The organism is Synechococcus sp. A15-127 (assembly GCF_014280215.1).
GTDB lineage: Bacteria > Cyanobacteriota > Cyanobacteriia > PCC-6307 > Cyanobiaceae > Parasynechococcus.
Genome location: NZ_CP047948.1, coordinates 2478406 through 2502238 on the forward strand (window position 1 = coordinate 2478406; position 23833 = coordinate 2502238).

At 61.4% G+C, this 23833-nt stretch carries 27 protein-coding genes; 17 read left to right on the forward strand and 10 right to left on the reverse strand.

Annotated elements, in window-relative coordinates; genetic code table 11:
- The first annotated feature begins 3 nt into the window (after window positions 1-3).
- The 5 genes from ureC (at window position 4) to SynA15127_RS13130 (ending at window position 6142) form a co-directional block, all read left to right on the forward strand.
- Window positions 4-1713 carry an urease subunit alpha gene (gene ureC, locus SynA15127_RS13110; RefSeq protein ID WP_186484461.1) on the forward strand — a complete coding sequence of 570 codons (1710 nt, stop codon included), beginning with the start codon at window positions 4-6 and terminating at the stop codon, window positions 1711-1713.
- A complete protein-coding gene (locus SynA15127_RS13115; RefSeq protein WP_186484462.1) occupies window positions 1710-2459 on the forward strand; it encodes a type 1 glutamine amidotransferase in 750 nt (249 codons plus the stop codon). Before ureC ends, SynA15127_RS13115 begins: the two co-directional genes overlap by 4 nt.
- 349 nt (window positions 2460-2808) lie before the next feature.
- Window positions 2809-4281, forward strand: a complete 1473-nt coding sequence (locus SynA15127_RS13120) for a circularly permuted type 2 ATP-grasp protein (protein ID WP_186485747.1) — start codon at window positions 2809-2811, stop codon at window positions 4279-4281.
- The gene (locus SynA15127_RS13125) at window positions 4275-5258 is read left to right on the forward strand and encodes an alpha-E domain-containing protein (RefSeq protein ID WP_186484463.1); all 984 of its coding nucleotides are present in this window, start codon (window positions 4275-4277) and stop codon (window positions 5256-5258) included. Before SynA15127_RS13120 ends, SynA15127_RS13125 begins: the two co-directional genes overlap by 7 nt.
- Window positions 5243-6142, forward strand: a complete 900-nt coding sequence (locus SynA15127_RS13130; protein ID WP_186484464.1) for a transglutaminase family protein — start codon at window positions 5243-5245, stop codon at window positions 6140-6142. The genes SynA15127_RS13125 and SynA15127_RS13130 overlap by 16 nt, the downstream gene beginning before the upstream one ends.
- On the opposite strand, the gene SynA15127_RS13135 is transcribed toward SynA15127_RS13130, so the two are convergent.
- The 3 genes from SynA15127_RS13135 to SynA15127_RS13145 form a co-directional block, all read right to left on the reverse strand.
- Entirely contained in the window at window positions 6130-6621 is a 492-nt protein-coding gene (locus SynA15127_RS13135; protein WP_186484465.1) for a redox protein, read from the reverse strand. The genes SynA15127_RS13130 and SynA15127_RS13135 overlap by 13 nt on opposite strands.
- An 80-nt stretch (window positions 6622-6701) precedes the next feature.
- Window positions 6702-7745, reverse strand: coding sequence for a GTP 3',8-cyclase MoaA (locus SynA15127_RS13140; protein WP_186484466.1), 1044 nt, complete (start codon window positions 7743-7745; stop codon window positions 6702-6704).
- A complete protein-coding gene (locus tag SynA15127_RS13145) occupies window positions 7742-8326 on the reverse strand; it encodes a molybdenum cofactor guanylyltransferase (RefSeq protein WP_255475512.1) in 585 nt (194 codons plus the stop codon). Before SynA15127_RS13145 ends, SynA15127_RS13140 begins: the two co-directional genes overlap by 4 nt.
- A 271-nt stretch (window positions 8327-8597) precedes the next feature.
- Between SynA15127_RS13145 and SynA15127_RS13150 the strand changes: the two genes are divergently transcribed.
- A complete protein-coding gene (locus SynA15127_RS13150; protein WP_186484467.1) occupies window positions 8598-10139 on the forward strand; it encodes a NarK family nitrate/nitrite MFS transporter in 1542 nt (513 codons plus the stop codon).
- An 82-nt stretch (window positions 10140-10221) separates the two neighbouring features.
- Entirely contained in the window at window positions 10222-12453 is a 2232-nt protein-coding gene (locus SynA15127_RS13155; protein ID WP_186484468.1) for a nitrate reductase, read from the forward strand.
- Here SynA15127_RS13155 and SynA15127_RS13160 read toward each other — a convergent pair.
- Window positions 12434-12901: a nitrate reductase associated protein gene (locus tag SynA15127_RS13160; RefSeq protein WP_186484469.1), complete on the reverse strand. Its 468-nt coding sequence runs from the start codon at window positions 12899-12901 to the stop codon at window positions 12434-12436. The two genes, SynA15127_RS13155 and SynA15127_RS13160, sit on opposite strands and share 20 nt — an antisense overlap.
- Between SynA15127_RS13160 and SynA15127_RS13165 the strand changes: the two genes are divergently transcribed.
- From SynA15127_RS13165 to glp, 5 genes are read left to right on the forward strand one after another with little or no spacing between them, the layout of a single operon-like run.
- Window positions 12807-13154, forward strand: coding sequence for a hypothetical protein (locus SynA15127_RS13165; RefSeq protein ID WP_186485767.1), 348 nt, complete (start codon window positions 12807-12809; stop codon window positions 13152-13154). The two genes, SynA15127_RS13160 and SynA15127_RS13165, sit on opposite strands and share 95 nt — an antisense overlap.
- 25 nt (window positions 13155-13179) lie before the next feature.
- On the forward strand, window positions 13180-13479 hold the full coding sequence (locus SynA15127_RS13170) for a hypothetical protein (RefSeq protein ID WP_186484470.1): 300 nt from the start codon (window positions 13180-13182) through the stop codon (window positions 13477-13479).
- Between the two features lie 39 nt (window positions 13480-13518).
- On the forward strand, window positions 13519-14214 hold the full coding sequence (locus SynA15127_RS13175; RefSeq protein ID WP_186484471.1) for a carbonic anhydrase: 696 nt from the start codon (window positions 13519-13521) through the stop codon (window positions 14212-14214).
- Complete coding sequence (gene moaC / locus SynA15127_RS13180; protein ID WP_186484472.1) at window positions 14214-14690, forward strand: cyclic pyranopterin monophosphate synthase MoaC; 477 nt, start codon at window positions 14214-14216, stop codon at window positions 14688-14690. The genes SynA15127_RS13175 and moaC overlap by 1 nt, the downstream gene beginning before the upstream one ends.
- The gene (glp, locus tag SynA15127_RS13185) at window positions 14674-15924 is read left to right on the forward strand and encodes a gephyrin-like molybdotransferase Glp (protein ID WP_186485749.1); all 1251 of its coding nucleotides are present in this window, start codon (window positions 14674-14676) and stop codon (window positions 15922-15924) included. Before moaC ends, glp begins: the two co-directional genes overlap by 17 nt.
- Here the strand turns inward: glp and SynA15127_RS13190 are convergent.
- From SynA15127_RS13190 to SynA15127_RS13200, 3 genes are read right to left on the reverse strand one after another with little or no spacing between them, the layout of a single operon-like run.
- A complete protein-coding gene (locus tag SynA15127_RS13190; RefSeq protein WP_186484473.1) occupies window positions 15897-16703 on the reverse strand; it encodes a hypothetical protein in 807 nt (268 codons plus the stop codon). The two genes, glp and SynA15127_RS13190, sit on opposite strands and share 28 nt — an antisense overlap.
- Window positions 16700-17170, reverse strand: a complete 471-nt coding sequence (locus SynA15127_RS13195) for a molybdenum cofactor biosynthesis protein MoaE (protein ID WP_186484474.1) — start codon at window positions 17168-17170, stop codon at window positions 16700-16702. Before SynA15127_RS13195 ends, SynA15127_RS13190 begins: the two co-directional genes overlap by 4 nt.
- Window positions 17171-17173: 3 nt before the next feature.
- Window positions 17174-17446, reverse strand: coding sequence for a MoaD/ThiS family protein (locus tag SynA15127_RS13200; protein WP_255475513.1), 273 nt, complete (start codon window positions 17444-17446; stop codon window positions 17174-17176).
- Window positions 17447-17455: 9 nt separating this feature from the next.
- On the opposite strand from SynA15127_RS13200, the gene moaB reads away from it, so the two are divergent.
- Window positions 17456-17953, forward strand: a complete 498-nt coding sequence (moaB, locus tag SynA15127_RS13205) for a molybdenum cofactor biosynthesis protein B (RefSeq protein WP_186484476.1) — start codon at window positions 17456-17458, stop codon at window positions 17951-17953.
- Window positions 17954-17965: 12 nt separating this feature from the next.
- On the opposite strand, the gene cobA is transcribed toward moaB, so the two are convergent.
- The gene (gene cobA, locus SynA15127_RS13210; RefSeq protein ID WP_186484477.1) at window positions 17966-18754 is read right to left on the reverse strand and encodes a uroporphyrinogen-III C-methyltransferase; all 789 of its coding nucleotides are present in this window, start codon (window positions 18752-18754) and stop codon (window positions 17966-17968) included.
- Window positions 18751-19398 carry a DNA mismatch repair protein MutS gene (locus tag SynA15127_RS13215; RefSeq protein ID WP_255475514.1) on the reverse strand — a complete coding sequence of 216 codons (648 nt, stop codon included), beginning with the start codon at window positions 19396-19398 and terminating at the stop codon, window positions 18751-18753. Before SynA15127_RS13215 ends, cobA begins: the two co-directional genes overlap by 4 nt.
- 510 nt (window positions 19399-19908) lie before the next feature.
- On the opposite strand from SynA15127_RS13215, the gene SynA15127_RS13220 reads away from it, so the two are divergent.
- The 4 genes from SynA15127_RS13220 (at window position 19909) to SynA15127_RS13235 (ending at window position 23310) form a co-directional block, all read left to right on the forward strand.
- Complete coding sequence (locus SynA15127_RS13220) at window positions 19909-21450, forward strand: ferredoxin--nitrite reductase (RefSeq protein WP_186484479.1); 1542 nt, start codon at window positions 19909-19911, stop codon at window positions 21448-21450.
- Between the two features lie 71 nt (window positions 21451-21521).
- On the forward strand, window positions 21522-21656 hold the full coding sequence (locus SynA15127_RS13225) for a ferredoxin--nitrite reductase (RefSeq protein WP_186484480.1): 135 nt from the start codon (window positions 21522-21524) through the stop codon (window positions 21654-21656).
- 35 nt (window positions 21657-21691) lie between these two features.
- The gene (locus SynA15127_RS13230) at window positions 21692-22579 is read left to right on the forward strand and encodes a formate/nitrite transporter family protein (protein WP_186484481.1); all 888 of its coding nucleotides are present in this window, start codon (window positions 21692-21694) and stop codon (window positions 22577-22579) included.
- Window positions 22580-22587: 8 nt separating this feature from the next.
- Window positions 22588-23310, forward strand: a complete 723-nt coding sequence (locus tag SynA15127_RS13235) for a HEAT repeat domain-containing protein (protein WP_186484482.1) — start codon at window positions 22588-22590, stop codon at window positions 23308-23310.
- Window positions 23311-23368: 58 nt separating this feature from the next.
- Here SynA15127_RS13235 and cynS read toward each other — a convergent pair whose 3' ends face one another.
- Entirely contained in the window at window positions 23369-23821 is a 453-nt protein-coding gene (gene cynS / locus SynA15127_RS13240; protein ID WP_370594053.1) for a cyanase, read from the reverse strand.
- Window positions 23822-23833: the final 12 nt, after the last annotated feature.

A 23833-nucleotide genomic window follows, 5' to 3' on the forward strand; every position in this document is an offset into this window, starting at 1 on the left:
CCCATGCCCTACCGCATCTCCCGCCAGGCCTACGCCGAGACCTACGGACCCACCACTGGCGACCGGGTTCGCCTTGCGGACACCGAGCTGATCCTCGAAGTCGAGAAGGACTACACCGTCTATGGCGATGAGGTGAAATTCGGAGGCGGCAAAGTCATCCGCGACGGCATGGGCCAGTCCCAGATCTCACGGGCAGGTGGCGCCGTGGACACAGTGATCACCAACGCCCTGATCCTCGACTGGTGGGGCATCGTCAAGGCTGACGTAGGCCTGAAGGACGGCCGGATCGTGGGCATCGGCAAAGCCGGCAACCCCGACACTCAGGAAGGGGTGACGATCATCGTTGGACCGGGCACCGAAGCGATCGCCGGCGAGGGCCACATCCTCACCGCCGGTGGCATCGACACCCACATCCACTTCATCTGCCCGCAGCAGATCGAAACCGCCCTGGCCAGTGGTGTGACGACCCTGATGGGTGGCGGAACCGGACCTGCCACCGGCACCAACGCCACCACCTGCACCCCCGGCGCCTTCCACATCGCCAGCATGCTGCAGGCCGCTGAAGGACTGCCGGTGAATCTGGGCTTCTTCGGCAAAGGCAACGCCAGCACACCTGAGGCCCTGGAAGAGCAGGTGCTGGCAGGGGCCTGCGGGCTCAAGCTGCATGAGGACTGGGGCACGACACCGGCGGCGATCGATGCCTGTCTGTCGGTCGCGGACCGGATGGATGTGCAGGTCTGCATCCACACCGACACCCTCAACGAAGCGGGCTTCGTGGAAGACACGATCGCCGCGATCAAGGGTCGCACCATCCACACGTTCCATACAGAAGGTGCCGGCGGTGGTCATGCCCCCGACATCATCAAGATCTGCGGTGAAGCGAACGTGCTGCCCAGCAGCACCAACCCCACCCGGCCCTACACCCGCAACACGCTCGAGGAGCACCTCGACATGCTGATGGTGTGTCACCACCTGGATCCAAAGATCCCTGAGGACGTGGCCTTTGCCGAATCACGCATCCGCCGCGAAACGATTGCCGCCGAAGACATCCTTCACGACCTGGGTGCCTTCTCGATCATTGCCAGCGATTCCCAGGCCATGGGCCGCGTTGGCGAAGTGATCACCCGAACGTTCCAGACGGCCCACAAGATGAAGGTGCAGCGGGGAGCGCTTCCGGAAGATTCCGATCGCAACGACAACCACCGGCTCAAGCGCTACATCGCCAAAGTGACCATCAATCCGGCCCTGGCCCACGGCATCAGCAGCGAGGTTGGATCCGTCGAGACCGGCAAACTCGCCGATCTGGTGCTCTGGAAGCCTGGTTTCTTCGGCATCCGTCCTGAACTGGTGCTCAAGGGAGGTTCCATCGTGTGGGCCCAGATGGGTGATGCCAACGCCTCGATCCCAACCCCGGGCCCTGTGCATGGCAGGCCGATGTTCGGAGCCTTCGGCAAGGCACTGGTCCACAACTGCCTCACCTTCGTCAGCCAGGCAGCGATGGATGCCGACATTCAGAGCCAACTCGGGCTGGAACGCACCTGCCTGGCCGTCCGAGACACCCGCAGCGTTGGCAAAAGCGCTCTGAAGCTCAATTCCAGCCTGCCCAATGTGAGCGTGGACCCGCAGACCTATGAAGTGTTCGCCGACGGCGAACTGCTCACCTGCGAACCCGCGGAGGTGCTTCCCCTCGCGCAGCGCTATCTGCTGCTTTGAGCACCACCCTGCTGGTGGTGCAGCATGTCGACCACGAAGGTCCCGACCTGATTGCCGATCTGGCCCGGGAACGGCAAATGCAGATTGACGTCCGGCGGCCATCTCTGGGAGATCCCTTCCCTGATCCGGATGGGTGCCGCAACACCATCGCCTTGGTGCTGGGAGGCCCCATGAGCGTGAACGACCGCCTGCAGCCAGGCATGGACTGGCTGCAACGGGAACTGGACTGGCTGACGTCCTGGCATCAGCAGCAGAAACCGGTCCTGGGGATCTGCCTGGGCGCACAACTCCTGACGATGGCGGCCGGGGGAAGCGTTGAACAGCTGCTGGTGGGCCACCCGGCGCACCCCTTGAAGGAGGTTGGCTTCGGTGCCATCCACTGGGTTGTTGACCCAAGCGAGGAGCCGCTGCTGCAGGGGCTTCATCCCAGCGAGACCGTGCTGCATTGGCATGGCGATCGCATCCGCCTGCCCTCCGAAGCAACACTGCTGGGTTCATCACTGCACTGCAAGGAGCAGGTGTTCCGGGTCAAACGCCATGCCATCGGCTTGCAATGCCATCTGGAAGTCTCCGGTTCCAGCCTGGAGAACTGGATCAGAGCTGATCGCAGCTATGTGGTGAACGCCATGGGAGCGGATGGGCCAGAACAACTTCAGAACGACTGGAAACGCCAAAGTGCGGCTCTGAGGCGCAGTGGCCGAATGCTCTTTTCCAATGCTCTGACTCAACTCCTGGCTGAGCTTTGAGATCAGAAGTTGATGCCTGGATCAATGATGTGTTGGAGGCTGCTGGTGTGAGAAGACAGCCTCCGAGGAAGAAAGGCCAGTTTCATCCCTCTGGACTTCTTAGTTGAGCAGAAGATTAAAAACAGTTTAAGGGGATACAGATTTCTTTTTTCTCCTGGTGGATTCAAGTTGTCTGGAACTCCACGGGAGATCAGCCGAAGACCGCATTCAGAGGGGGGCTTCACGTCACCAGAGATACGCAAATCACATGCTGATCCCGCTTTTGGAACTCAAGTCGAGCAATGTGTAGCAACGGCAACCCATGCGCCCCCTGTCGAGTTTTTGGATGCATGCATCCATTGTTCTGGCGATGTTCACCCAGTACCGACCGACCGACGGGTACGACGAATATTTCTGCCGTGAACAATCCGCACCCCGGGAAGATCTCGAACCGCTGCTGTCGTCCCTCGGTGCCATGGGACTGGCGGAACTGAACCGCAGCCATGCATCCGCCAGCAACCTGCTGCGCCGTCTTGGAGCCACATTTCGCCTGAATGGCTCAGGGCTTCAGGGCGGTGAGCGGATCCTTCCCTTCGACCCTCTGCCACGGCTGATCCACCGCCAGGACTGGTCTGTACTGGAACGAGGGTTGTTTCAACGCCTGGAAGCCATCGATCAGTTTCTTGAGGATGTCTATGGCCCGCAGATGATCCTCCGGGACGGTGTCATTCCCCGTGAAGATGTGGAAAGTTCCCAGGGGTGGCGCCCGCAGATGCAGGGCATCACCACTCCCCTCAACCGCTGGTGCCACATCTCCGGGCTGGATCTGATCCGGGATGGAGAGGGAACTTGGCGTGTTCTGGAGGACAACTTGCGATGCCCCTCGGGAGTGGCCTACTTCCTGGAGAACCGGCGCGTGATGAAGCGGTTGTTCCCGAGCCTGTTCGAAGGGCGCATCGTGCAACCGATCGACGATTACCCATCGCATCTGCTGCGCACGTTGCAGGATCTGGCTCCGTGGAGCGATGCACCGAGGGTTGTTCTGCTCACCCCTGGAGTGTTCAACAGTGCGTACTTCGAGCACAGCTACCTGGCCCAGCAGATGGGGATCACCCTGGTGGAGGGCCGGGATCTGATCTGTGAGGACGGTCGGGTCTGGATGCGCAGCACAGCTGGACGGGAGCCTGTCGATGTCATCTACCGCCGCATCGACGATGACTTTCTCGATCCCACGGTCTTCCGTCGTGATTCGATGCTCGGCGTGCCGGGACTGATCGATGTGATGCGATCCGGTCAGGTTGCGATCGCCAATGCCCCCGGCACCGGAGTCGCCGATGACAAGCTCATCTACGCCTACGTGCCGTCCATGATCCGTTACTACCTCAATGAGGAGCCGATCATTGACAACGTTCCCACCTATCTGTGCTCGAGGGACGACGATCTGCGTTACGTGCTCGAACATCTGAACGAACTGGTGGTGAAGTCCGTCGCCGAGGCTGGTGGCTACGGAATGCTGATCGGCCCTCACGCCACGGCTGGGGAGATCGATGGCTTCGCCGCGAAGATCAGGGCTCACCCTCGCAATTTCATCGCCCAGCCCACCCTTCAGCTGTCCACGGTCCCGTCCCTCAGCGAAGGAGAGCTGTACCCCTGCCATGTGGATCTGCGTCCGTACGTGCTGCGCGGCAAGGCCAACTGGGTCAGTCCTGGAGGACTGACCCGCGTGGCGCTGAAGCGGGGATCCCTGGTGGTGAATTCGTCCCAGGGTGGAGGCTGCAAGGACACCTGGGTGGTGAGTGAGAACCCTGTATCTGCTCAGAGACAGGAGGCATTGCCGTGCTGAGCCGAGTGGCTGATTCGCTGTACTGGATCAACCGGTACATCGAACGCGCCGAGAACATCTCACGGTTCCTCGAAGTGAGTGAAGCCATGGCACTGGACTGTCCACCCGGCAGCGCGGAACCCTGGCTGCCCCTTGTCGATGCCATTGGTGATCGGGACAGCTTCGAGCAGATGTATTCCCAGGGATCTCCGAAAGAGGTCGTGAGCTTTCTGCTTCTGGATCGCGACAACCCGAACAGCATCGTCAGTTGCATCGCCAATGCCCGTGAAAACGCACGGCAGATCAGGGATGTGATCACCACCGAAATGTGGGAGCAGCTGAACGATCTCTACTGGAACGTGCAGGAAGGCGAAGCGCTCTGGCAAGAACCGGATCAGGAGCAGCTGCGCAGCATCCGGAGAGGTTGTCAGCTCTTCTACGGCATCACCGACGTCACCCTCAACCGGGATCAGACATGGCTGTTCAGCCGACTGGGCCGGCTGATCGAACGGGCGGACAAAACCTCACGCATCCTCGACGTGAAATATTTCCTGCTGCTGCCAGCGCCCACGGAAGTGGGGGGGGTGCTGGATGAACTGCAATGGATCTCTCTGCTGCGCACAGCTGGCGCCTATCAGATGTATCGCCAGAGCGTGCAACAGGCCATCACACCGTCATCGGTGGCTCGGTTTCTGTTGTTGGATCCCATCTTTCCCCGTTCCGTGCGTTTCTGCCTTCAGGCGATCAATGAAACCCTGTCGCAGATTCAACGGGCCCCCCAGGCAGGGCCTCCGGATGACCTCGAATGTCTGCGGGGTCAGGTGCTCGCCAAATGGAGTTACATCCGCATTGATGTCCTGATCGAGCGCGGACTGCATGAAGCCATCGATCAATTGCAAACCGACCTGAACCAGCTGCATGCCTTGATTCACAACCGATATTTCATCACCGGCGACCTCGCCTCCACCCCCTCTGACCCCTCATGCGCGCTCAGCTGACCCATAGCCTCACCTACCGCTACGAGGCCCCGGTTCAGCTCGGCGAACACAGGCTCTGCCTGCGTCCTCGCGCCCAGGGCCATCAACATCTGATCGAGCACAGCCTTCAGATCACGCCTGAACCGAGCCACAGCCATGACCTCCTCGCTGCCAGCGGGGATGCCATCCAACGCGTCCGCTTCTTCGGACCCACCGACGCCTTGCGAATTCAGGCCAGCAGTCTGGTGGTGACACACCCGGCAGCACCGCTGCTGGACTGCTTCAACGGTCTTGAACCGCCCCTCCCTTACCCCCGGCGACAACTGAACCAGGATCTGCTCGGAGCACTCGAAGGCTGGCTACCCAATGGCCAGCACGATCCTTCCGCTGTGGAGCTGGCACAGGATGCGCTGATGGGCAGCAATCAACAGGTGCTGCCGTTCCTCCACCAATTGATGGAGATGATTCAGGATCGGGTGAAGTACACCCAGCGCCACGCGGGTCCGGCCTGGCCAGCAGGCCGGACCCTGCGCGAACGGATCGGATCCTGCCGGGATCTGGCGATGCTGATGACGGAGTGCTGCCGCAGTGTTGGACTGCCGGCTCGCTTTGCGAGTGGTTATCACCTCGCCGACCCGGCACCGCAGAGTTACGACCTGCATGCCTGGACCGAGGTCTATCTGCCGGGGGCCGGCTGGCGTGGTTTCGATCCCAGTGCGGGCGGCGAAATCACCGAGCGCTACATCGTTCTGGCCAGTTCCTCGAAACCCGATCTCACCGCAGCCGTCTGTGGAACCTTCAGTGGCCCACCAGGAACGGTCAGCGAACTGAGCTGGTTGATCGAAGCGATGGTGGAATCAGAATCCGGCCAGGACCACGAACCCAGCCTGATTCAGGCAGCCTGAAGCGCCGGTTCCACTCCATGAAGGCATGGTTTCGGCGCTGTGATGGTCGTGGCATCCATCAAGGCCGGAATGCGAGCACTGTTGTAAACGCGGAATTCATTCACGAGGGAGACTCCCTGCTCGCGCACGGCCTGGTTCAGGACGACCGAACCATCGGGATCTGACACCGAACGATGGAAGGTGCCCGGAGGAATGCGCAGGATGTCGCCGCCACTCTCCAATCTCACGATGTGGAACGGCTTCTCCCAGGCCAGATTCACGAGATAGAACGTGCGACCGCCACTGGCGGCAAGCAGATTGTCCTCCTGGTGAGGATGAAGATAGAACTGCCAGGCGCCACTGGCCGGATCGTTGGGTGGGCTGGTCGCCGGCCCGGTGTGAATCACCAGGTCACGGGCATTCGATGTTTCCACGGTGATATCGAAGAACCGAACCGATGGTGTGTCGCGGAAGCGTTCGTAGGCCAGCAGTTCAAACATCAAACCGGGTCGATGAAAACCCGAACACTGCACGTGTTGTACCGGGAGAAGCCTTGGGAAACGGTCGCGACAGCAACGGTTCACCCACCCAGATAGGCCATTTCCGCATGATGGTTTGAATCAGCGTTGCCATGACGCTCCTCGCTGTAGCGATCGCTTCGCCGATGCCAGAGAGCGGCCATGGTCCGCTCGAGGTCTGACTCCACGTCCAATACCGGGGTCAGATCCGTGCCCTCCGCTGCGAACAGACAGGTGAAGGCACGGCCATCCGCCGTGATGCGCAAACGGTTGCAATCAGAACAGAACGGCTCACTGATGGAGGCGATCACACCGAGGAAGCCTGCACCGTCGGAGTAACGCCAGCTCCGCGCCGTACCGCTCACAGGGCGACCGAGCGGCTGGAGGGGCCACCGCGCATCGATGCGCTTCACCATTTCAGCGGCCGGGAGAACCTGCTGCGGACCCCAGCCGTTGCGATTGCCGACATCCATGAATTCGATCAGACGCAGCTCAAGCCCCCAGCGCCGCGCCAGATCCGCTAAGGGAATCAACTGATCGTCATTCACAGTCCGCTGAATCACAGCATTGAGCTTCAGGCGACCGGCAGCAGGATCAAAACCGGCTGACGTGGCAGCCTGCAGGCCGGCAAACACCTGCTGCAGGAGGCGTTCACCGGCAGGAACACCGCCACGGAGGCCGGCCATGCGCGCCGCCACCTCTGGATCGACAGCATCGAGACTGATGGTGATCCGATCCAGACCGGACGCACGAAGTGCCGTCGCCCGTTCGGACGTCAGCAGCACGCCGTTGCTGGTGAGAGCGACCTCGCGCAACCCGTTGAGAGGATCACCGAGCGTCTCCCGTCCGTTGTGGATCTGCTGAAGCAGAGGGAGCAAGCGGTCACTCAGCAGGGGTTCACCCCCGGTGAGCCGCAGGGTGTGCACGCCGAGACGACAGGCAACCCGAATCAGACGCAACTGCTGCTCCAGACTCAGCAGCCCTGGAGGATCCTCCGCATCGGGGCAGCAGTACGGGCAGCACAGATTGCAGCGGGCTGTTAACGACAACCGCAACACACCCAGCGTCCGAGAACGCTGATCGGCAACCGATGGCTCACTAGTCATGGGGTCAACGCTGCCAGATCCTCGGGTCGGTTCGCATTGAGCAGCACATCGCGCGGCAATCGCACCGTCTGCAGCGGCAGCCGGTCCAACCAGTCCAGCCAGCGCCAATGGCCGGCGGTGAGTTGCTCGATGAGGGCAGTTTGAAACGGTGCCCCCGATGGGATCACCGCCAGAAGTGGCTGCAGACGCTCACCGTCATGCGCAACGGCGATCCGATCCGGCCTGCATTGCCAGGCCATGATCAATTGCCTGAAGGTGTCCGTTCTGAGTCGCGGCATATCCACGGGAAGAACCAGCACCGCCTGGCCCGGTGTCGACGGCAACACCCTGGCCAGGGCATTCAGCGGCCCGCTCCAGGGCGGCGGTTCCAGCAGAACACGCACATCGGAACGATGCGCCAGTTGATCGGCATGGGTCTGATGACGACTGACGACCTGGACCGGGAGTTCAAGAGGCAGCAACTGATCCACAATCGCCGTCAGCCAGACACCACCATCGGGATGAGGCAACAACGCCTTGTCGCATCCCATGCGTCGGCTGTCGCCACCACTGAGCAGACACACCTGCGGAAGTGGATTCACGCCAGCGAATGAAGTTATGGAAGATCTAGGACACCGTGGTCTTGCAGTAGTGCTTGCTACCAGATCGATCCACAGAAAATATCCTGATCAAAATCATCAGTCGATTCAATGTGCGGCAGAGCACAGAAACCAGCCAGTTGGTAACCGATTAAACCAACAGATTCATCGCACATTGGTTGAATGCGCCACTTAACGGATATTTTTTGACCGTTTCGCCACCCACGGGCACCCTTTCGTTTTGAAGCCCGCGGTTTAAAAATTTCTCCTCTCAATGCTTGGCGACCTTTGGTCGTTCCAGGGCAGGTATCGCACCCTCCACCTCACCTGGATCGCCTTCTTCCTGACCTTCGTGGTCTGGTTCAACCTGGCCCCTCTGGCCACCACCGTAAAAGCGGATCTCGGATTGACCGTTGGTCAGATCCGCACCGTGGCCATCTGCAACGTGGCCCTCACCATTCCGGCTCGCGTGCTGATCGGCATGCTGCTGGACAAATTCGGTCCTCGGATCACCTACTCCAGCATCCTGGTTTTTTCGGTGATCCCCTGCTTGCTGTTTGCGTCCGCCCAGGACTTCAACCAGCTGGTGGTTGCTCGCCTGCTGCTCTCCATTGTTGGCGCCGGCTTCGTGATCGGCATCCGCATGGTGGCCGAATGGTTCCCGCCCAAGGAAATCGGCCTGGCTGAGGGCATCTATGGCGGCTGGGGCAACTTCGGCTCCGCCTTCTCAGCCCTCACCATGGTCGCCCTCGCCGGCTTCCTCTCCTTCTCCGGCGGCTTTGAACTGCCCACCGGTGCTGTTCTCAACTGGCGCGGTGCGATCGCGCTCACCGGCATCATCTCGGCGCTGTACGGCGTCTTCTACTTCTTCAACGTCACCGACACCCCCCCGGGCAGGACGTACCAGCGTCCAGAACGGACCGCTGGTCTGGAAGTGACCTCGATGCGCGATTTCTGGGGCCTGCTGGGCATGAATGTGCCCTTCGCCGCCATCCTTTGCGTGCTCTGCTGGCGCCTGCAGAAGGTGGGCTTCCTCACGCCGGCCACCTATCCCCTGGCCCTGGGTGCCGTGGCCTTCTGGTTCGCGTTCCAGACATGGGGCATCATCCGCACCAACCGCGAGCTGATCCTCGGCACCAAGGTCTACCCCAAGGAAGACCGCTATGAATTCCGCCAGGTGGCGATTCTCGAGCTCACCTACATCGTGAACTTCGGGTCCGAACTGGCCGTGGTGTCGATGCTGCCCACCTTCTTCGAAACCACCTTCGATCTGCCGAAGGCCACCGCTGGAATCCTGGCCTCCTGCTTCGCCTTTGTGAACCTGGTGGCCCGCCCCGCCGGTGGTCTGATCTCCGACAGCGTCGGCAGCCGCAAGAACACCATGGGCTTCCTCACCGCCGGCCTGGGCATCGGCTATCTGGTGATGAGCATGATCAAGCCGGGCACCTTCTCCGGTTCCACAGGCATCTTTGTGGCCGTGGTGATCACCATGCTCGCCTCCTTCTTCGTGCAGTCCGGTGAAGGCGCCACCTTCGCGCTGGTGCCCTTGGTCAAGCGCCGCGTCACCGGTCAGGTGGCTGGTCTGGTGGGCGCCTACGGCAACGTCGGCGCTGTGACCTACCTCACCATTTTCAGCCTGCTGCCGATGTGGATGGGCGGTGGCGGCGAACCCACCCCCGAGGTGATCGCGGCTTCCAACAGCGCCTTCTTCCAGATCCTGGGCGTGGCTGGACTGATCGTGGCCTTCTTCTGCTTCTTCTTCCTCAAGGAGCCCAAGGGTTCCTTCGCGGAACTCCACGAAGGCGAAGTGGCCTGAGCCACCTCCGTAGGCAGCGATTGATCACTGCCCATCAGCCCGGGGCTTCGGCCCCGGGTTTCGTTCTTGATCCCTTGTCCAGATGAGCGACGGTCCCCCCAGCGTCCGTAGTCAGTGCCCGTACTGCGGTGTGGGCTGTGGCCTCGAACTCCTTCCACCGGCTGTGAAAGGCCAGGCGGTGAAGCGGGACGCCGAAGGCAACCCGATGTGGACCGCCCGTGGCGACCGGCAACATCCCTCCAGCCTGGGACAGGTCTGCATCAAGGGGGCAACGGTCGGAGAGACCCTGGCCAGAGGTCGGCTGCGTCAGCCCCTGTTCCGCAGCAGCCTCGAGGACGACTTCGCCCCGATCAGCTGGGACGATGCTCTCGGTCGGATCACCGATCAGATCCGCAGCAGCGTGTCCAGGCGCGGCAACGCCGATGCCATCGCCATGTATGGCTCAGGGCAGTTCCACACCGAGGACTACTACCTCGCCCAGAAGCTGTTGAAGGGCGCGCTGGGCACCAACAATTTCGACGCGAACTCAAGGCTCTGCATGAGTTCGGCTGTGGCCGGCTACACGCGCAGCCTGGGATCGGACGGCCCTCCGTGCTGCTACGAGGATCTGGATCACTGCAGCGTGGCCTTCCTGATCGGCACCAACACGGCCGCATGCCACCCGGTGCTGTTCCAGCGACTGCTGAAACGCAAAAAACGCAATCCCGGCAGCTTGAAAATCGTGGTGGTGGACCCACGCCGCACCGACACCGCCAAAGCCGCCGACATTCACCTGCCGATCGCACCGGGCAGCGACCTGGCGCTGCTGCACGGGATCGCCCACCTCGTGCTGCGCGAGAACGGACAGGACGCCACGTTCATCGACGACCACACCGAAAACTACGACGCCTTTTTCGACGTGGCTGCCCGCTGGACTCCGAGGCGGGTGGCCCGCTTCTGCAACATTCCAGAGAAACGTCTGCGGGAGGTGGCCGCTCTGTTTCACCGTCGCGAAACGGTGCTCAGCCTCTGGTCGATGGGGGTGAACCAGCGGCGGGAAGGCACCGCAGTGGTGGGCGGCCTGATCAACCTGCACCTGCTCACCGGTCAGATCGGCAAGCCTGGAGCTGGTCCGTTCTCTCTCACAGGCCAGCCGAATGCCATGGGTGGTCGCGAAGCCGGCGGACTGTCTCACCTGCTGCCCGGATATCGACTGGTGACCAACACTGACCACCGCGCCGACGTGGAGAAGGCCTGGAACCTGCCGGCTGGCCGTATTTCCGCCAAACCAGGGCTGGCAGCCTGGCAGCAGGTGGAGGCGATGGAACGGGGCGAACTGGATCTCTGGTGGGTCGCCGCCACAAATCCACTGGTGAGCATGCCGGACCTGGACCGTGTGAAGGCCGCCATGGGGAACTGCCCCCTGGTGGTGGTGAGTGAGGCCTATGCCGATTCAGAGACCTCCCATTACGCCCACCTGCTGCTGCCCGCTGCCCAGTGGAGCGAAAAGGCCGGTGCCATGACCAATTCCGAACGGCGGGTGACCTACTGCCCGGCCTTCCGACGACCCTTCGGTGAGAGCCGTCCGGACTGGGACGTGTTTGCCGAGGTGGGTCGCCGGCTGGGCTACGCCGAGCAGTTCGGCTTCGAATCAGCGGCTGAGGTCTATGCGGAATTCACAACGCTCACCGCAGGCCGACTCTGTGATGTGAGTGGCCTCAGCCATGCCCTGCTCAACAATGAGGGACCTCAGCAGTGGCCCTTTCCCAGAGGCTGCAGGCCTGGCACTGAAGCGAAACGGCTGTACTGCGACCAGCATTTCGCCACCCCCAGCGGACGCGCTCACTTCTGCACCGAACAACCGCTCGGTCTGGCGGAACCGCCCTGCGACACCTACCCGCTGGTGCTCACAGTGGGGCGCTATCTGGGGCAGTGGCACACGATGACCCGCACCGGCAAGGTGGAACGACTGCAGTCCATGCACCCGGAGCCGCTGCTGGAGATCCATCCGGGGGACGCGCAGGAGCTCAAGTTGCGTCACGGGGAGCTTGGTGCGATCAGCTCACGCCGCGGCCATCTCACCGCGACGGTTCACGTGACTGATCGCATCCGACGCGGCACCGTTTTCCTGCCGATGCACTGGGGCTTCACCCAGGAGAAGGCCTGTGAAGCCAACACCCTGATGCACGACCAGGCCTGTCCTGTCTCGAAGCAGCCGGAATTGAAAGCCTGCGCGGTGATCGTTGCCCCGGCCGTCTCCGTGGTGAAACCGATGGAGCAGGAGAAAGGACGGCTGGACGGGTTGCGCCGTCTGCTCACCCCAGCACTTCGCTGAGAGCAGCCTCGAGATTGTGGTGGTCATGCCCGGGCCGCACCAGCTTGCACAGGGCAAAGCGGTCCAGCTCACTGATCGCTGCCCACTGCTTTGGCGTCAGATCCACCCCCCTTGCCTCAGCGGCGCTGTGAATCTCATCCGGCAGCGCGGTTCCCTGCTGCCAGGGCTCATCGACAGCCGGCGGAAGATCTCTGACGATGCCATCGGCCATCTCCCGCGAAATGGTTCGCAGGTGCTGGCGCATCTGATCGAGAGCATCGGCGGCGTCTGACCAATCCACAAGGGCCTGGCGCTGAGGCTGCGAAAGGGCAAGCCAATGGCTGAGCTTCAGCTTCACACCGACCAGATCCAGCTTGCGGCGCACGCAGAGAGGGATGCAGCGCCAAGTGCCGATGAAGTCCTGTTCGAAAGCAAAACAATGGCTGGCGGAAATGCTGCTGCGGGCCATCAATCAAGCGCTGAACGGTGTCAATGATGACAACGAAGATGCAGGCGATCAGAGATGTTCAGGTTGTAACAACATTGCATCTGTGCGTTTCGCCATCTCCCTTGGAATGCTGCTCGGCATGTCACACGGTTGGGTGACCGCCGAAAGCAGAGCGCGCCATGAATCAGCCAGCTTTGAAATTGTAAGAACCGTTAAATCAGCTACCGAATTCTCTCCATTCAGTAGCGGAGAACACCAATTGTTTCCATACTGAAACTCACATCCGTGAGGTTTCAGCCTTGACCAACAGTTTCGTCTCCACAGGCCGCAGCCCGATCACGGTGGCCGCCGGTTTCCTCGGAGCCTTCATCGTCGGTTCCCTGGCCGTTCAACTGGTCCGCAGCCAAACCAGCCTCATCCAGGGTGGTGCAGCAGTTGTTGAGCCTGTGATCGCCAGCCCCGCCACCCTCTGGGCCCCCCTCGGTGAGCGGGATGCCGTGGCAGGCAGCGTGGCAGCGATCCCGGAAGCACCGACGGTCACCATCGAACCGGTGGTCGGCTCCGAAGCCACTCTCTGGTCCACTCTCGGCGAACGCTGATTGACACCCCCGGCATGCCGGCCTGCATAGGGTGCCGGCATGCCGATGCAACGCCGAGAGCTGCTGAATGCCTGTGGAGGCCTCAGTGTCGCTGTGCTTGCAGGTGTGCAGGTGGCAGAAGCAGCTGAATCGAGGTTCTGTTCACCGGAGGATCCACTCCAGGCGCTGATGGAGGGCAACCGGCGCTTCAGCAGGGCCTGGCAGGACGCCGCGACCAACACCTCGACAGACCTCAGCGTTCAGCTCCACGGCAACCGCTGCTTCAATCCGCCTGGTGATCTGATCGATGGTCAACAGCCTTGGGCAACGCTGTTGACCTGCGCCGATTCGAGGGTCTCCCCCAGCTGGATCTTCGACACCACACCCGGGGAACTGTTCGTGATCCGCAATGCAGGCAACACCGCCTTCACCGAAGCGATCGCCTCGGTTGAATACAGCGTCAGTGTCCTCAACACCCCCCTTGTGATGGTGATGGGCCACAGCGGCTGCGGTGCGGTGACCTCTGCCATGGGCGGTGATGATCTGTCGCCATCACTGGAACGACTGCTGAACCCGATCCGGGAGCAGATTTCGGACAGCACGACCCTCGATGAGGCGATCAGACGCAATGCGAGGGGAACCGCGGCAAACCTTCTGAAACAGAGTGATCTGCTGAGTCAGGCGGAAGCTGACGGCCGCATGAGACTGGTGGTCAGTTGTTTCGACCTCACCAGCGGTGCGGTGATCCTGATCTGATGGCCGACGATCTCAGCCACCTCAACGAACAGGGCGAGGTGCACATGGTGGAGGTTGGCGACCGGGCCGCCACCCGCCGCGAAGCGCATGCCTGCGGTGCGATCCGGATGATGGCCTCCACACTGGAGATGGTCCGCCGCGGCGAGACCCCCAAGGGAGATCTGCTCGCCGTGGCCAGGGTGGCTGCCATTCAGGCCGCGAAACGCACCTGGGAACTCATCCCTCTGTGCCATCCCCTGCCCCTGAGCGGCATGGAGGTGACCATCGAAGCCGACGAAGCGCTGCCTGGGCTGACCCTCAGCTGCCGTTGCCGCACGATCGGTCAGACCGGCGTCGAGATGGAAGCGATGACCGCCGTCTCCGTGGGTCTGCTGACGTTGTACGACATGCTCAAGTCCGTGGATCCAGGCATGACGATCGAAGCCGTCCGGTTGCAGCACAAGGATGGGGGGCGCAACGGTGCCTGGAGCCGCTGAGCCGTACGGCCGCGAAGGTCTGGGTCTCGCTGAGGCCCGTCAACGCGTGCTGGATGCGATCCAACCGCTCAACCGCAGCGAATCGCTGAAGCTGGCCGAGGCTCGCGGTCGCATCAGCGCTGAGACACTGCTCGCTCGGGAGTCGGTACCGGGCTTTCGAGCCTCGATCATGGACGGCTACGCCCTGGGGCAATCCAGCCAGCCCCAACCCGGAGAACGCTGGATCTTGAAGGGTCGCTCCGCCGCTGGCCAACCGTTCGACGGCAGCCTCGAAACCGGGGAGGCGATCCGGATTCTCACCGGCGCTCCGTTGCCCGATGGCGCCGACTGGGTCCTGCCACAGGAACTGGTCACCGTCTGCGGATCCGGCATCGTCCTGAACCAGGACGCCTCGGACAGGCCCTGGATCCGTGGTGTCGACGAAGAATGCGCTCAAGGGGACGTCCTGCTGACCCCAGGGCAGCGCCTGGGACCCGCGGATCTGGGACGCCTCGCAGGCTGCGGAGTCGCTGAGCTGAAGGTGTGGCAGCAGCCACGGATCGGCCTGCTAATCAGTGGAGATGAGCTGGTGTCACCTGGACGTGTCCGACCGAACGGCGCCATCTGGGAAAGCAACGGCACGCTGCTGGAGACGATGCTTCAGTCGCTCGGCCAGACCGTTCACCACCGCCGCGTGGTGCCGGATCAACCCGATGCCCTGCGACAGGCCCTCGGCGATCTTGCGATCACCTGCGATGCCGTCGTCAGCACGGGAGGTGTCTCTGCCGGCGACAGCGATTGGATCCGCCAACTTGCCGCCGAACTCGGCGAAGTGCACTTCTGGAAACTGTTCCTGCGGCCAGGTCGCCCCTTCGCCTTCGGCTGCCTGGGAGACGGCGTTCCCTTCTTCGGACTGCCCGGAAACCCTGTGGCAGCAGCGATCACCAGTCTGCAACTGCTGTGGCCAGCGCTCCAGAAACTGGAGGGACAAAGCGAACCGGAACTGTTTCCTCGTCTGCAGGTTGAACTGGCCGATCCGCTGGCACGTCGACCGGGCCGACCTGAGCTGGCAAGAGCCCGACTCGAGACCCAAGACGATGGAACCCTTCTGGCAAGGGTGAATGGGTCACAGGCGTCCTCCCGCATCGGATCACTCCAACAGGCGGATCTGCTGCTGGAGATTCCTGCTGATGCAGATCACCTGGAATCCGGCACACGCCTCTGGGCTCAGCTGCTGCGACCCAGGCTGTTCTGAAAACGACGTCGTTCCCAGGTGATCAGCCGACCATCGGCATCCACCTCAATGCTGATCTGCTGGAACAACTCAGCACTGAGCAGGCCTCCGATCTCGAGCTGGAAAGCCCCTCCCGGAAGCTCCTCCGGGACGGAGAAAACCAGACCATCCGGCATGACGGCGGAGCAGGAGGAGCGCAGCAGTTGCTCTGGTGCAAACGTCGTTGAGCCGAGCAAACGCACACGACCGCCGGTCCCCTGCTGAGGCCTGAGTTGTTCCGCAGTCCCCCGCCAACCCCTCAGCGGTTCCAGCAGCGCCTCCGCCGAATCAGGAACAGGTCGAACCTGTTCGATCTCCATGGACTGGCGGCACCGGAAAGCAACCGCACCAACCATGTGCAGACACCAATGGCTATCCGTCCACTCCCAAAGCAGCACAAGCATCGAGCGGGAACGGCCGCTGAACAGATTGATCTCGTGACCAAAGCGAGGCCGCTGCTGATCCAGCGACAGGCTGGATTGCCCACCGGCCCCCTGAAACTGCCAGCACCCCCCGCCGGCGTTGTACGACGCCCGGCTGATGGCATAACTGGCGTGGCCACCCTTGGCGAACATCAAACCTGACCCGTCCCATCGTCCGTTGTCGTCGTCTGGGAATGAGATGCGGTAACGCGTTGGGTCGATCACACGATTCGGCGAGGCGAGATCCAAGCGTCCCGCTGCATCGCGACCAAACCAGGCGCCCGGTCCCTGCCAATCGCCCGCGAAATTGAGCCGGTTCAGCGTCCATTGATCAGTCATGGCTCTGGCGACAGTCCCCTGGCTCTGGGATCTGAAGCCCAGAGCGATGTGTTGCTGTTCAGCCAGACCCCCTGATCACCGCACCATTCCCGCTTCCAGAACGGAGCCCGGTGCTTGAGCTCCTCCAACAGATCCGCAGCGCAGCGCTGAGCTGGACCGCGATGATCCGCCTCCACCGCGACCAACACGATCGGCTCACCCGGCGACAAGCGGCCTACCCGATGCAGCACCAACACCCGGTCTGCTGCGTGGGTTTGCCGTAACCGCTCCGCGATCGCCTCAAGTAACCGCTCACACAGGCCGGGGTAGTGCTCAAGTTCGAGAGCCTGCAGAACGCGACCATCCATGGCCATCGCCCGGACCCGACCGATGAACACCGCACTGGCCGCAGCATGCCCACCCCAGACGGACAGCTCCTGCCAGGGATCGAAGGCGGCCATACGGATCTCAACCTGAACGGTGGCCATGGTTCACCCCCCCGTGAACGGGGGCAGAAAGGCCAGTTCATCCCCGGCTTTGAGCCGCTGATCGGCATCCACCAGCTGCTGGTTCACGGCAATGCTGATCCCCAGAAGCGGACCCAGGTGCAGACCCTCCCAAACCTGCCGCGCTGTCGGCGACTCCGACGGCAACGGCAGCGTCCGCTCCTCCCAACCGGCCCGTTCCCGCAGTGAGGCGAACAGCAACACCCGCAGCACCCTGGCCTTCTCATCTGATGCGGTTCTAGCGTCCGGGTTCTGCACCGCTGTGCCTTGGGCCTTTCCATCGCCCTGCTCACCATCTCCGACACGCGTTCTCTCGCCGATGACGCCAGCGGTGATCACCTGCAGAACAGCCTGGAAGCCGCCGGCCATCGGCTGAAGGAGCGAGCTCTCTGCCCCGATGACCGCTATCGGATCCGGGCGGAACTGAGCCGCTGGATCGCCGATGCCGATGTCGACGTGGTGATCAGCAGCGGCGGTACCGGGCTGACCGGCCGAGATGGCACACCGGAGGCCGTCGCCCCCCTGCTGGACAAAACAATCGACGGCTTTGGCGAACTGTTCCGGGTGCTGTCCTTCCAGAGCATCGGCACCAGCACATTGCAAAGCCGATGTCTGGCCGGCGTCGCCAACGGCACGTTCGTCTTCGTGCTTCCGGGATCTCTGGATGCGGTCACAACAGCCTGGGACCGCTTGATCCGCGCTCAGCTGGATCCGGAAACCCGCCCCTGCAACCTGGCTCAACTGCGAACCCGTCTGCGGGAATGAAGGCCCAGCACCTCAGAACGGAATCGGCATGGTGACCGCTGCAGGCACTGGCATGCAGGCCTCCACCCGGTGGTCAATCATCTCGCCGATCACAACGATCGACGGGGATTTGAACTGCTGGGAGCGGGTCTCGGCTGCGACCTGCGCCAGAGGTGCCCTCAGACACCGCTGGCCGGAGACAGTTCCCTGCTGGATCACAGCCACCGGAGTCTCCCCCGACAGACCACCGAGCATCAGCTCCTCAGCGATGCGCGGCAGGTTGTGAAGACCCATGTAAATGACCAATCCATCACTGGCTGTTGCCAGTGCACGCCAGTTCACCGACGGACGACGCTTATCGATCTCCTCATGGCCGGTGACAAAGGTGACGGAGGAACCTGCCCGACGATGGGTCACGGGAATTCCGGCATAGGCCGGTGCAGCGATGCCGGCCGTGACCCCTGGAACCACCTGCACAGGAATGCCGCGGTCGGCGAGGTATGCGGCCTCTTCCCCACCCCGACCGAACAGAAAGGGGTCGCCTCCCTTGAGCCGGACCACAACAGCGTGCCTCTGGGCCATTTCCAGCAGCACGGCGTTGGTGCTGGGCTGCGGAACCGAATGGTGGCCACGCCGTTTACCGACGAAACGGCGCTCGCAGCCCACCGGCACGAGATCAAGCACTTCCTCCGGCACCAGCGAGTCATAGACCAGCGCATCACAACGGCTCAGAAGACGCTGAGCCTTGACGGTGAGAAGCTCCGGATCACCGGGGCCAGCTCCGACCAGATAAACGGTTCCAGGATGTTCAGCGGTCGTCACGGCAGAGCAGCTAACAGTTCGATCAGGGCCTGACGAGTCAGGGAATGCTCGAGAAGGGGGGGTAGCCCACCAGCCTCGCGCAGGGCTTCCGTCATCCGATTCGGAGCCAGTGTCAGAGGCAGAGGCTGAGCCTCGGGATCGGTCTTTCGATGATCCTCCAGGCGGTCAAACGGCAGCAACGGCAACCCGAGCCGCTCCGACAACCCGGCCAGGAAACGATCGGCAACTCCGGAACGCAAAGGGTGGTGAACAAGAACAGGCCGCTTGGAGTCAAGTCCAGCCAGCGCAGCCGCGACTGCATCCCACCAGTGGTGCCAGGCACCGAGAAACGGAAGCATGGTGACCTCCTTCCCTTCAGCCCTCAGGCGCTGACGGATGGCAGGAGCATCGATGCGGGCATGGGCACCGGGCCAGAGCAGAAGAGGAATCAGCCAGGTGCTCGCAGTCGGACAGGGTTCAGGAGCTTCAGCCGTCAGCACTTCCAACTGAACGGGAGAGGATCGTCGCTGCTGAAGTTCAGCGACCAGCGTGGTCAGGCAGACAGGCACTTCACCGCCGCTGCGGCCGTGCACCACCAGGCGCAGCGCGCGGGAGGAACGGGCCGAAGACTTGTTCCGTAGCAACGGCCACGGATTGATGGCCATGCCGACTGATGTCATCAGGGTGTTCTGAACTCTGCCGGGTCCATGGCGCCTCGACGCAACGTCAATCGTGCTGCATTGGAGAGCCGTTCCTACCGGGAACCGCTGGAACGGGGTGACTCCAGGTACAGCCCCAGGAACCGAGACGCGTTCAGACGCAGCGAACTTGACAGGGATTTCGCCGCGATGAAGCGTGTCTGGCAAATGCTCCGAGCTGGCGCTGTGCGGATGGTTGGCGAAATCGGACGCCAATACTGACTCACAGGAAGAAAGCCTTTTACGGCTCGACGGGAGTCACAGGATGTAGCGAAGACAACAAATCCAACAAGCAACACAGTTTCGACACTCTCCGCAGAAATTGTTCGATTCGATACGGACCGAGCCTGGATTACAGGCGTTAATTACAAAGTCCGGGCACTCCCTTCTTTCTGAAGTGCTTCAGGTCTTCGGGCCATTTCAGCTGATCAGCGCCTTCTATCTGAGCGATCAGTCCGCCCTATCCTTATAAAGCTCATGACCATCAGCTCTCCTTCCAGGCCGTATCTGGATGGCAAGAAGCTCAACAAGATCGAGCAGAACAAGGCTGCCAAAGACGGCTTGCTTGTCGGCAGCGAAATTGAAAAATTTGCTGAGCTCGGTTGGGAGCAGATTGATGAAACAGATCTGCAATTACGCCTGAAGTGGTTCGGCATGTTCTGGCGTCCGAAGACACCGGGCAAATTCATGTTGCGCCTGCGGGTTCCGAATGGAGTTTTATCGGCGCATCAACTGCGAATCGTCGCCTCCATCGTTGAACGGTACGGAGAGCAGGGCAGTTGCGACATCACCACCCGACAGAACCTCCAGCTTCGAGGTGTGCTGCTGGGGGACCTTCCTGAAATTCTGAAACGACTCAAGGAAGCGGGCCTGAGCACCATTCAATCCGGCTTCGACAATCCCAGAAACGTCACCGGAAACCCCATCGCCGGCATCGACCCCAACGAAATTATCGATACCAGGCCATACACGTCGGAGTTGCAGGATTTTCTCACCAACAACTGCGAGGGAAACCCCGAATTCTCCAACCTTCCGCGCAAGTGGAATACAGCTGTTGCCGGTGCCAAGGATAATTTTCTCCTTCACAACGACATTATTTTTCACCCTGTGGAAAAGGATGGCGTCATGGGATTCGGAGTCTGGATCGGCGGAGTGCTGTCCTCTCAGATGAATGCCTATGCCATTCCACTGAATGCCTGGGTGAAGCCGGATCAGATCTGCGCCATGACGGATGCCGTGATCAAAATCTGGCGGGACAACGGTGAACGCGACAAACGTCCAAAGGGACGCTTCCGTCTCTATCTGGATCAGGTCGGTCTGGAAGCGTTCCGCCTCATGGTCGAGGAACGCTTCGGAAGCCTCACGCCCGACCCTGGCTCCATTTTCGACACCACACCACGGTCCCATTACGGCATCCATCCTCAGAAACAAGACGGCCTGTCCTTCGCAGGCGTGCATGTTCCGGTCGGGCGCCTGAAAGCACAGGATCTGCAGGATCTGGCCACAGCAAGCCTTGATTACGGCAGCGGTGAAGTGCGCCTCACCGAAGACCAGAACGTCATCTTCGTAGGACTTTCCACCGACAGAATCGACGCCTTCAAGGCCGATCCTCTGCTGCAGCGGTTCCCGCTTCAGCCCGGCACGATCGCCGCCGGAACGGTGTCCTGCACCGGCAGCACCTACTGCGGATTCGCCCTCACGAACACCAAGGACCAGGCACTTGCAGCCGCTCAGGAACTGGACCAGGAACTGGATCTTCCCGAAGAGCTGAAGATCCACTGGACGGGATGCCCGAACACCTGCGGCCAGGCCTACATGGGTGCCATCGGTCTCACCGGTACCAAGGCCAAGAACAGCGACGGAGAGATGGGAGAGGGCTACACCCTGACGCTCGGTGGCTCTCAGGGTCCGAACCCTGCCATCGGAGAAATCCACCGAAAAGCAATTCCGGCCGATGAGATCAAAGCCGTCCTGAAAGAGGTGCTGATCGAACAGTTCGGTGCCACGCCACGGAACTGATCGATGCCTCAACGCCGTGGCGCTTCCTTTTGAAGCCACGGCTCAACCTCTCGACCACTCTCCCCTCTCCTATGGCTAACCGCAGCGATTTTTTCTCTCGTTTCGTCAACTGGCTGAGCGCCAGCGGTCGGGACGGAGCCTCCATCAATCGTCAGGGCGGCAACTCTGATCTGTTCTCCCGCCTGATGAATCACATCAGCGGCTGAATCCAAACCTTTCAATCACCTTCCACACTGATTCGATGGACTACGTGCTTCCCAATGAGCTTGTCGACGGCATGATCGCCGCCGGCGGCAAGAAATCAACCGTCAGCATCAAGAATCTGCTGATCCGGGGCTTTTACTCCGGTGCGATTCTCGGCCTGGCTGTGATCCTGGCCCTAACCGTGGGCATCACCGTTAAAGCGCCCTTCGTCGGCTCGCTGCTGTTCCCCTTCGGCTTCGCCAGCATCGTTCTGTTCGGAATGGAGCTTGTTACCGGTAACTTCGCTCTATTGCCCATGGCCACCTGGGCCGGCAAGAGCTCCTGGCCCGCCACGTTCCGCAACTGGATCTGGGTGTGGATCGGCAACTGGGTCGGCACCGCTGTTGTGGCACTGATCATGGCCATCAGCCTGACCAGCGGCACCATGGACGGCGCTGCAGACAATGTTGGTGCACCGGTCTGGGATCTCGTGGCTCAGAAAATCATCGCCCTCAACCAGATCAACGTTGAAAAGAAATACGAGGCTCTCGGCGGCATGGGCTTCTTCCTTGCCTTTCTCAGGGGTGTCGTGGCCAACTGGCTGGTTTGCCTCGGCGTCACCATGGCCCTGGTGAGCAAGAGCGTCCCCGGCAAAATCCTGGCCTGCTGGCTTCCGATCACAGCGTTCCAATCGATGGGCATGGAGCACATCGTTGTGAACCAGTTCCTTCATACCGCAGGTCCGATTCTTGGATCGGGAGTGCCATTCACCAAGGTGATCTTCTGGAATTTCCTTCCGGTCACCATCGGAAACATCGTTGGCGGCATGGTGTTCATCGGCATGCTCTTCTACAGCACGCACCGCACCACCATGGAGAACGTGCTTCCCACAGAGCACGATGACAAACTCGAACGCGAACTGGCTGCTGAGCTGGGAGCTCGCTGAATCAACTGATGAGCTTGGACGAAGCCGCTCTTTGGGAGCGACTCGCGCAATCACGACGGGCTCCTCTGGAGCCTGACTGGCTGGGGGGGGTGTACTCCCCCAGCCTTTCTGCTGAGCTGCGCTGGGCCCTCTGCGAAAAACTTGGCATGCTGGCCGAACGTGGCTGGCCGGAGATCGAGCAGCTTCTGCAGAGCCACGGGGCTCAGAAAGAGCTGGTGATGGCAGCTGGTCTTTGCCACCAGAGCCAGGCACGGGATTGGCTGCTCACCATGCTGGTCGACTCACCGGATGACGACGATGACAACTTGGTTGTCGTTCAGGCACTGGGATGCTGGGGAGCTGAGATTCCAGGCTCGGTGATCAGCCGTTGCCTGAACCATCCCGGACAGCAGCAGCGCCTTGCCGGTTTGCAACTGTTGAGCTTTCGGGCACACCGTCTCAGCGACAGCGAACTGTTGACGTTCTGCGACGGTGCGATCAGGGATTTTCGAGATCCCGTGGTGGTGGCGGCCATCCGTGTTCTTCAGCGCCGTGATGGTGAATCGATCAGCGCCCGCCTGGCAGAGATCTGCCAAGACGGATCCATCACGGGAGCGGATGCAGCCTTCCGCGCTCTTGGTTGCATCGCCACTCCGGCGAGTCGGCAGCTCTTGATGGAGTTAAGCCAGACCCTTGAAGATGATGAACGTCGTGAACTCGCAAATCGCGAGCTGAAGCAGCAATTCCGGTAATAAAAAAAGGGCTCAGCATGGCTGAGCCCGGGTCAATGCCCCCCCAATCATCCGTTGATCACCACTTCTTGTAAGGCAGGAACTTCCCGCACATGGTGATTTCCACGCGATCCCCTTTGGGATCTTCGACTTTTTCCACATCCAAGGTGAAATCAATAGCACTCATGATGCCATCACCGAACTTTTCCTGAATCACATCTTTCAAAGGCATTCCATAAACCTGCATGATTTCATAAAAGCGGTAAATCAGCGGATCAGTCGGAATCACCGGTTCGAGACTTCCCTTGGTGGGGAACTCCTGGATCGCGGCAGTCATTACCGGGTCGAGAGAAAGCAGTTCTGCCAGCTTCTCAGCCTCTTCTTTCGATGCAGTGGCTTGTCCATAGAACAGAGAGGCAACCCAAACCTCATCGAGACCCATGGCCGCCTCGAGATCAGCGAAGCTGAGACCCTTGGCTTTCTTGGCAGCCATCAAGGTGGCCGTCACCGTGGCCTGCGTGGGCGCGGCCAGCGACGGAGTGGA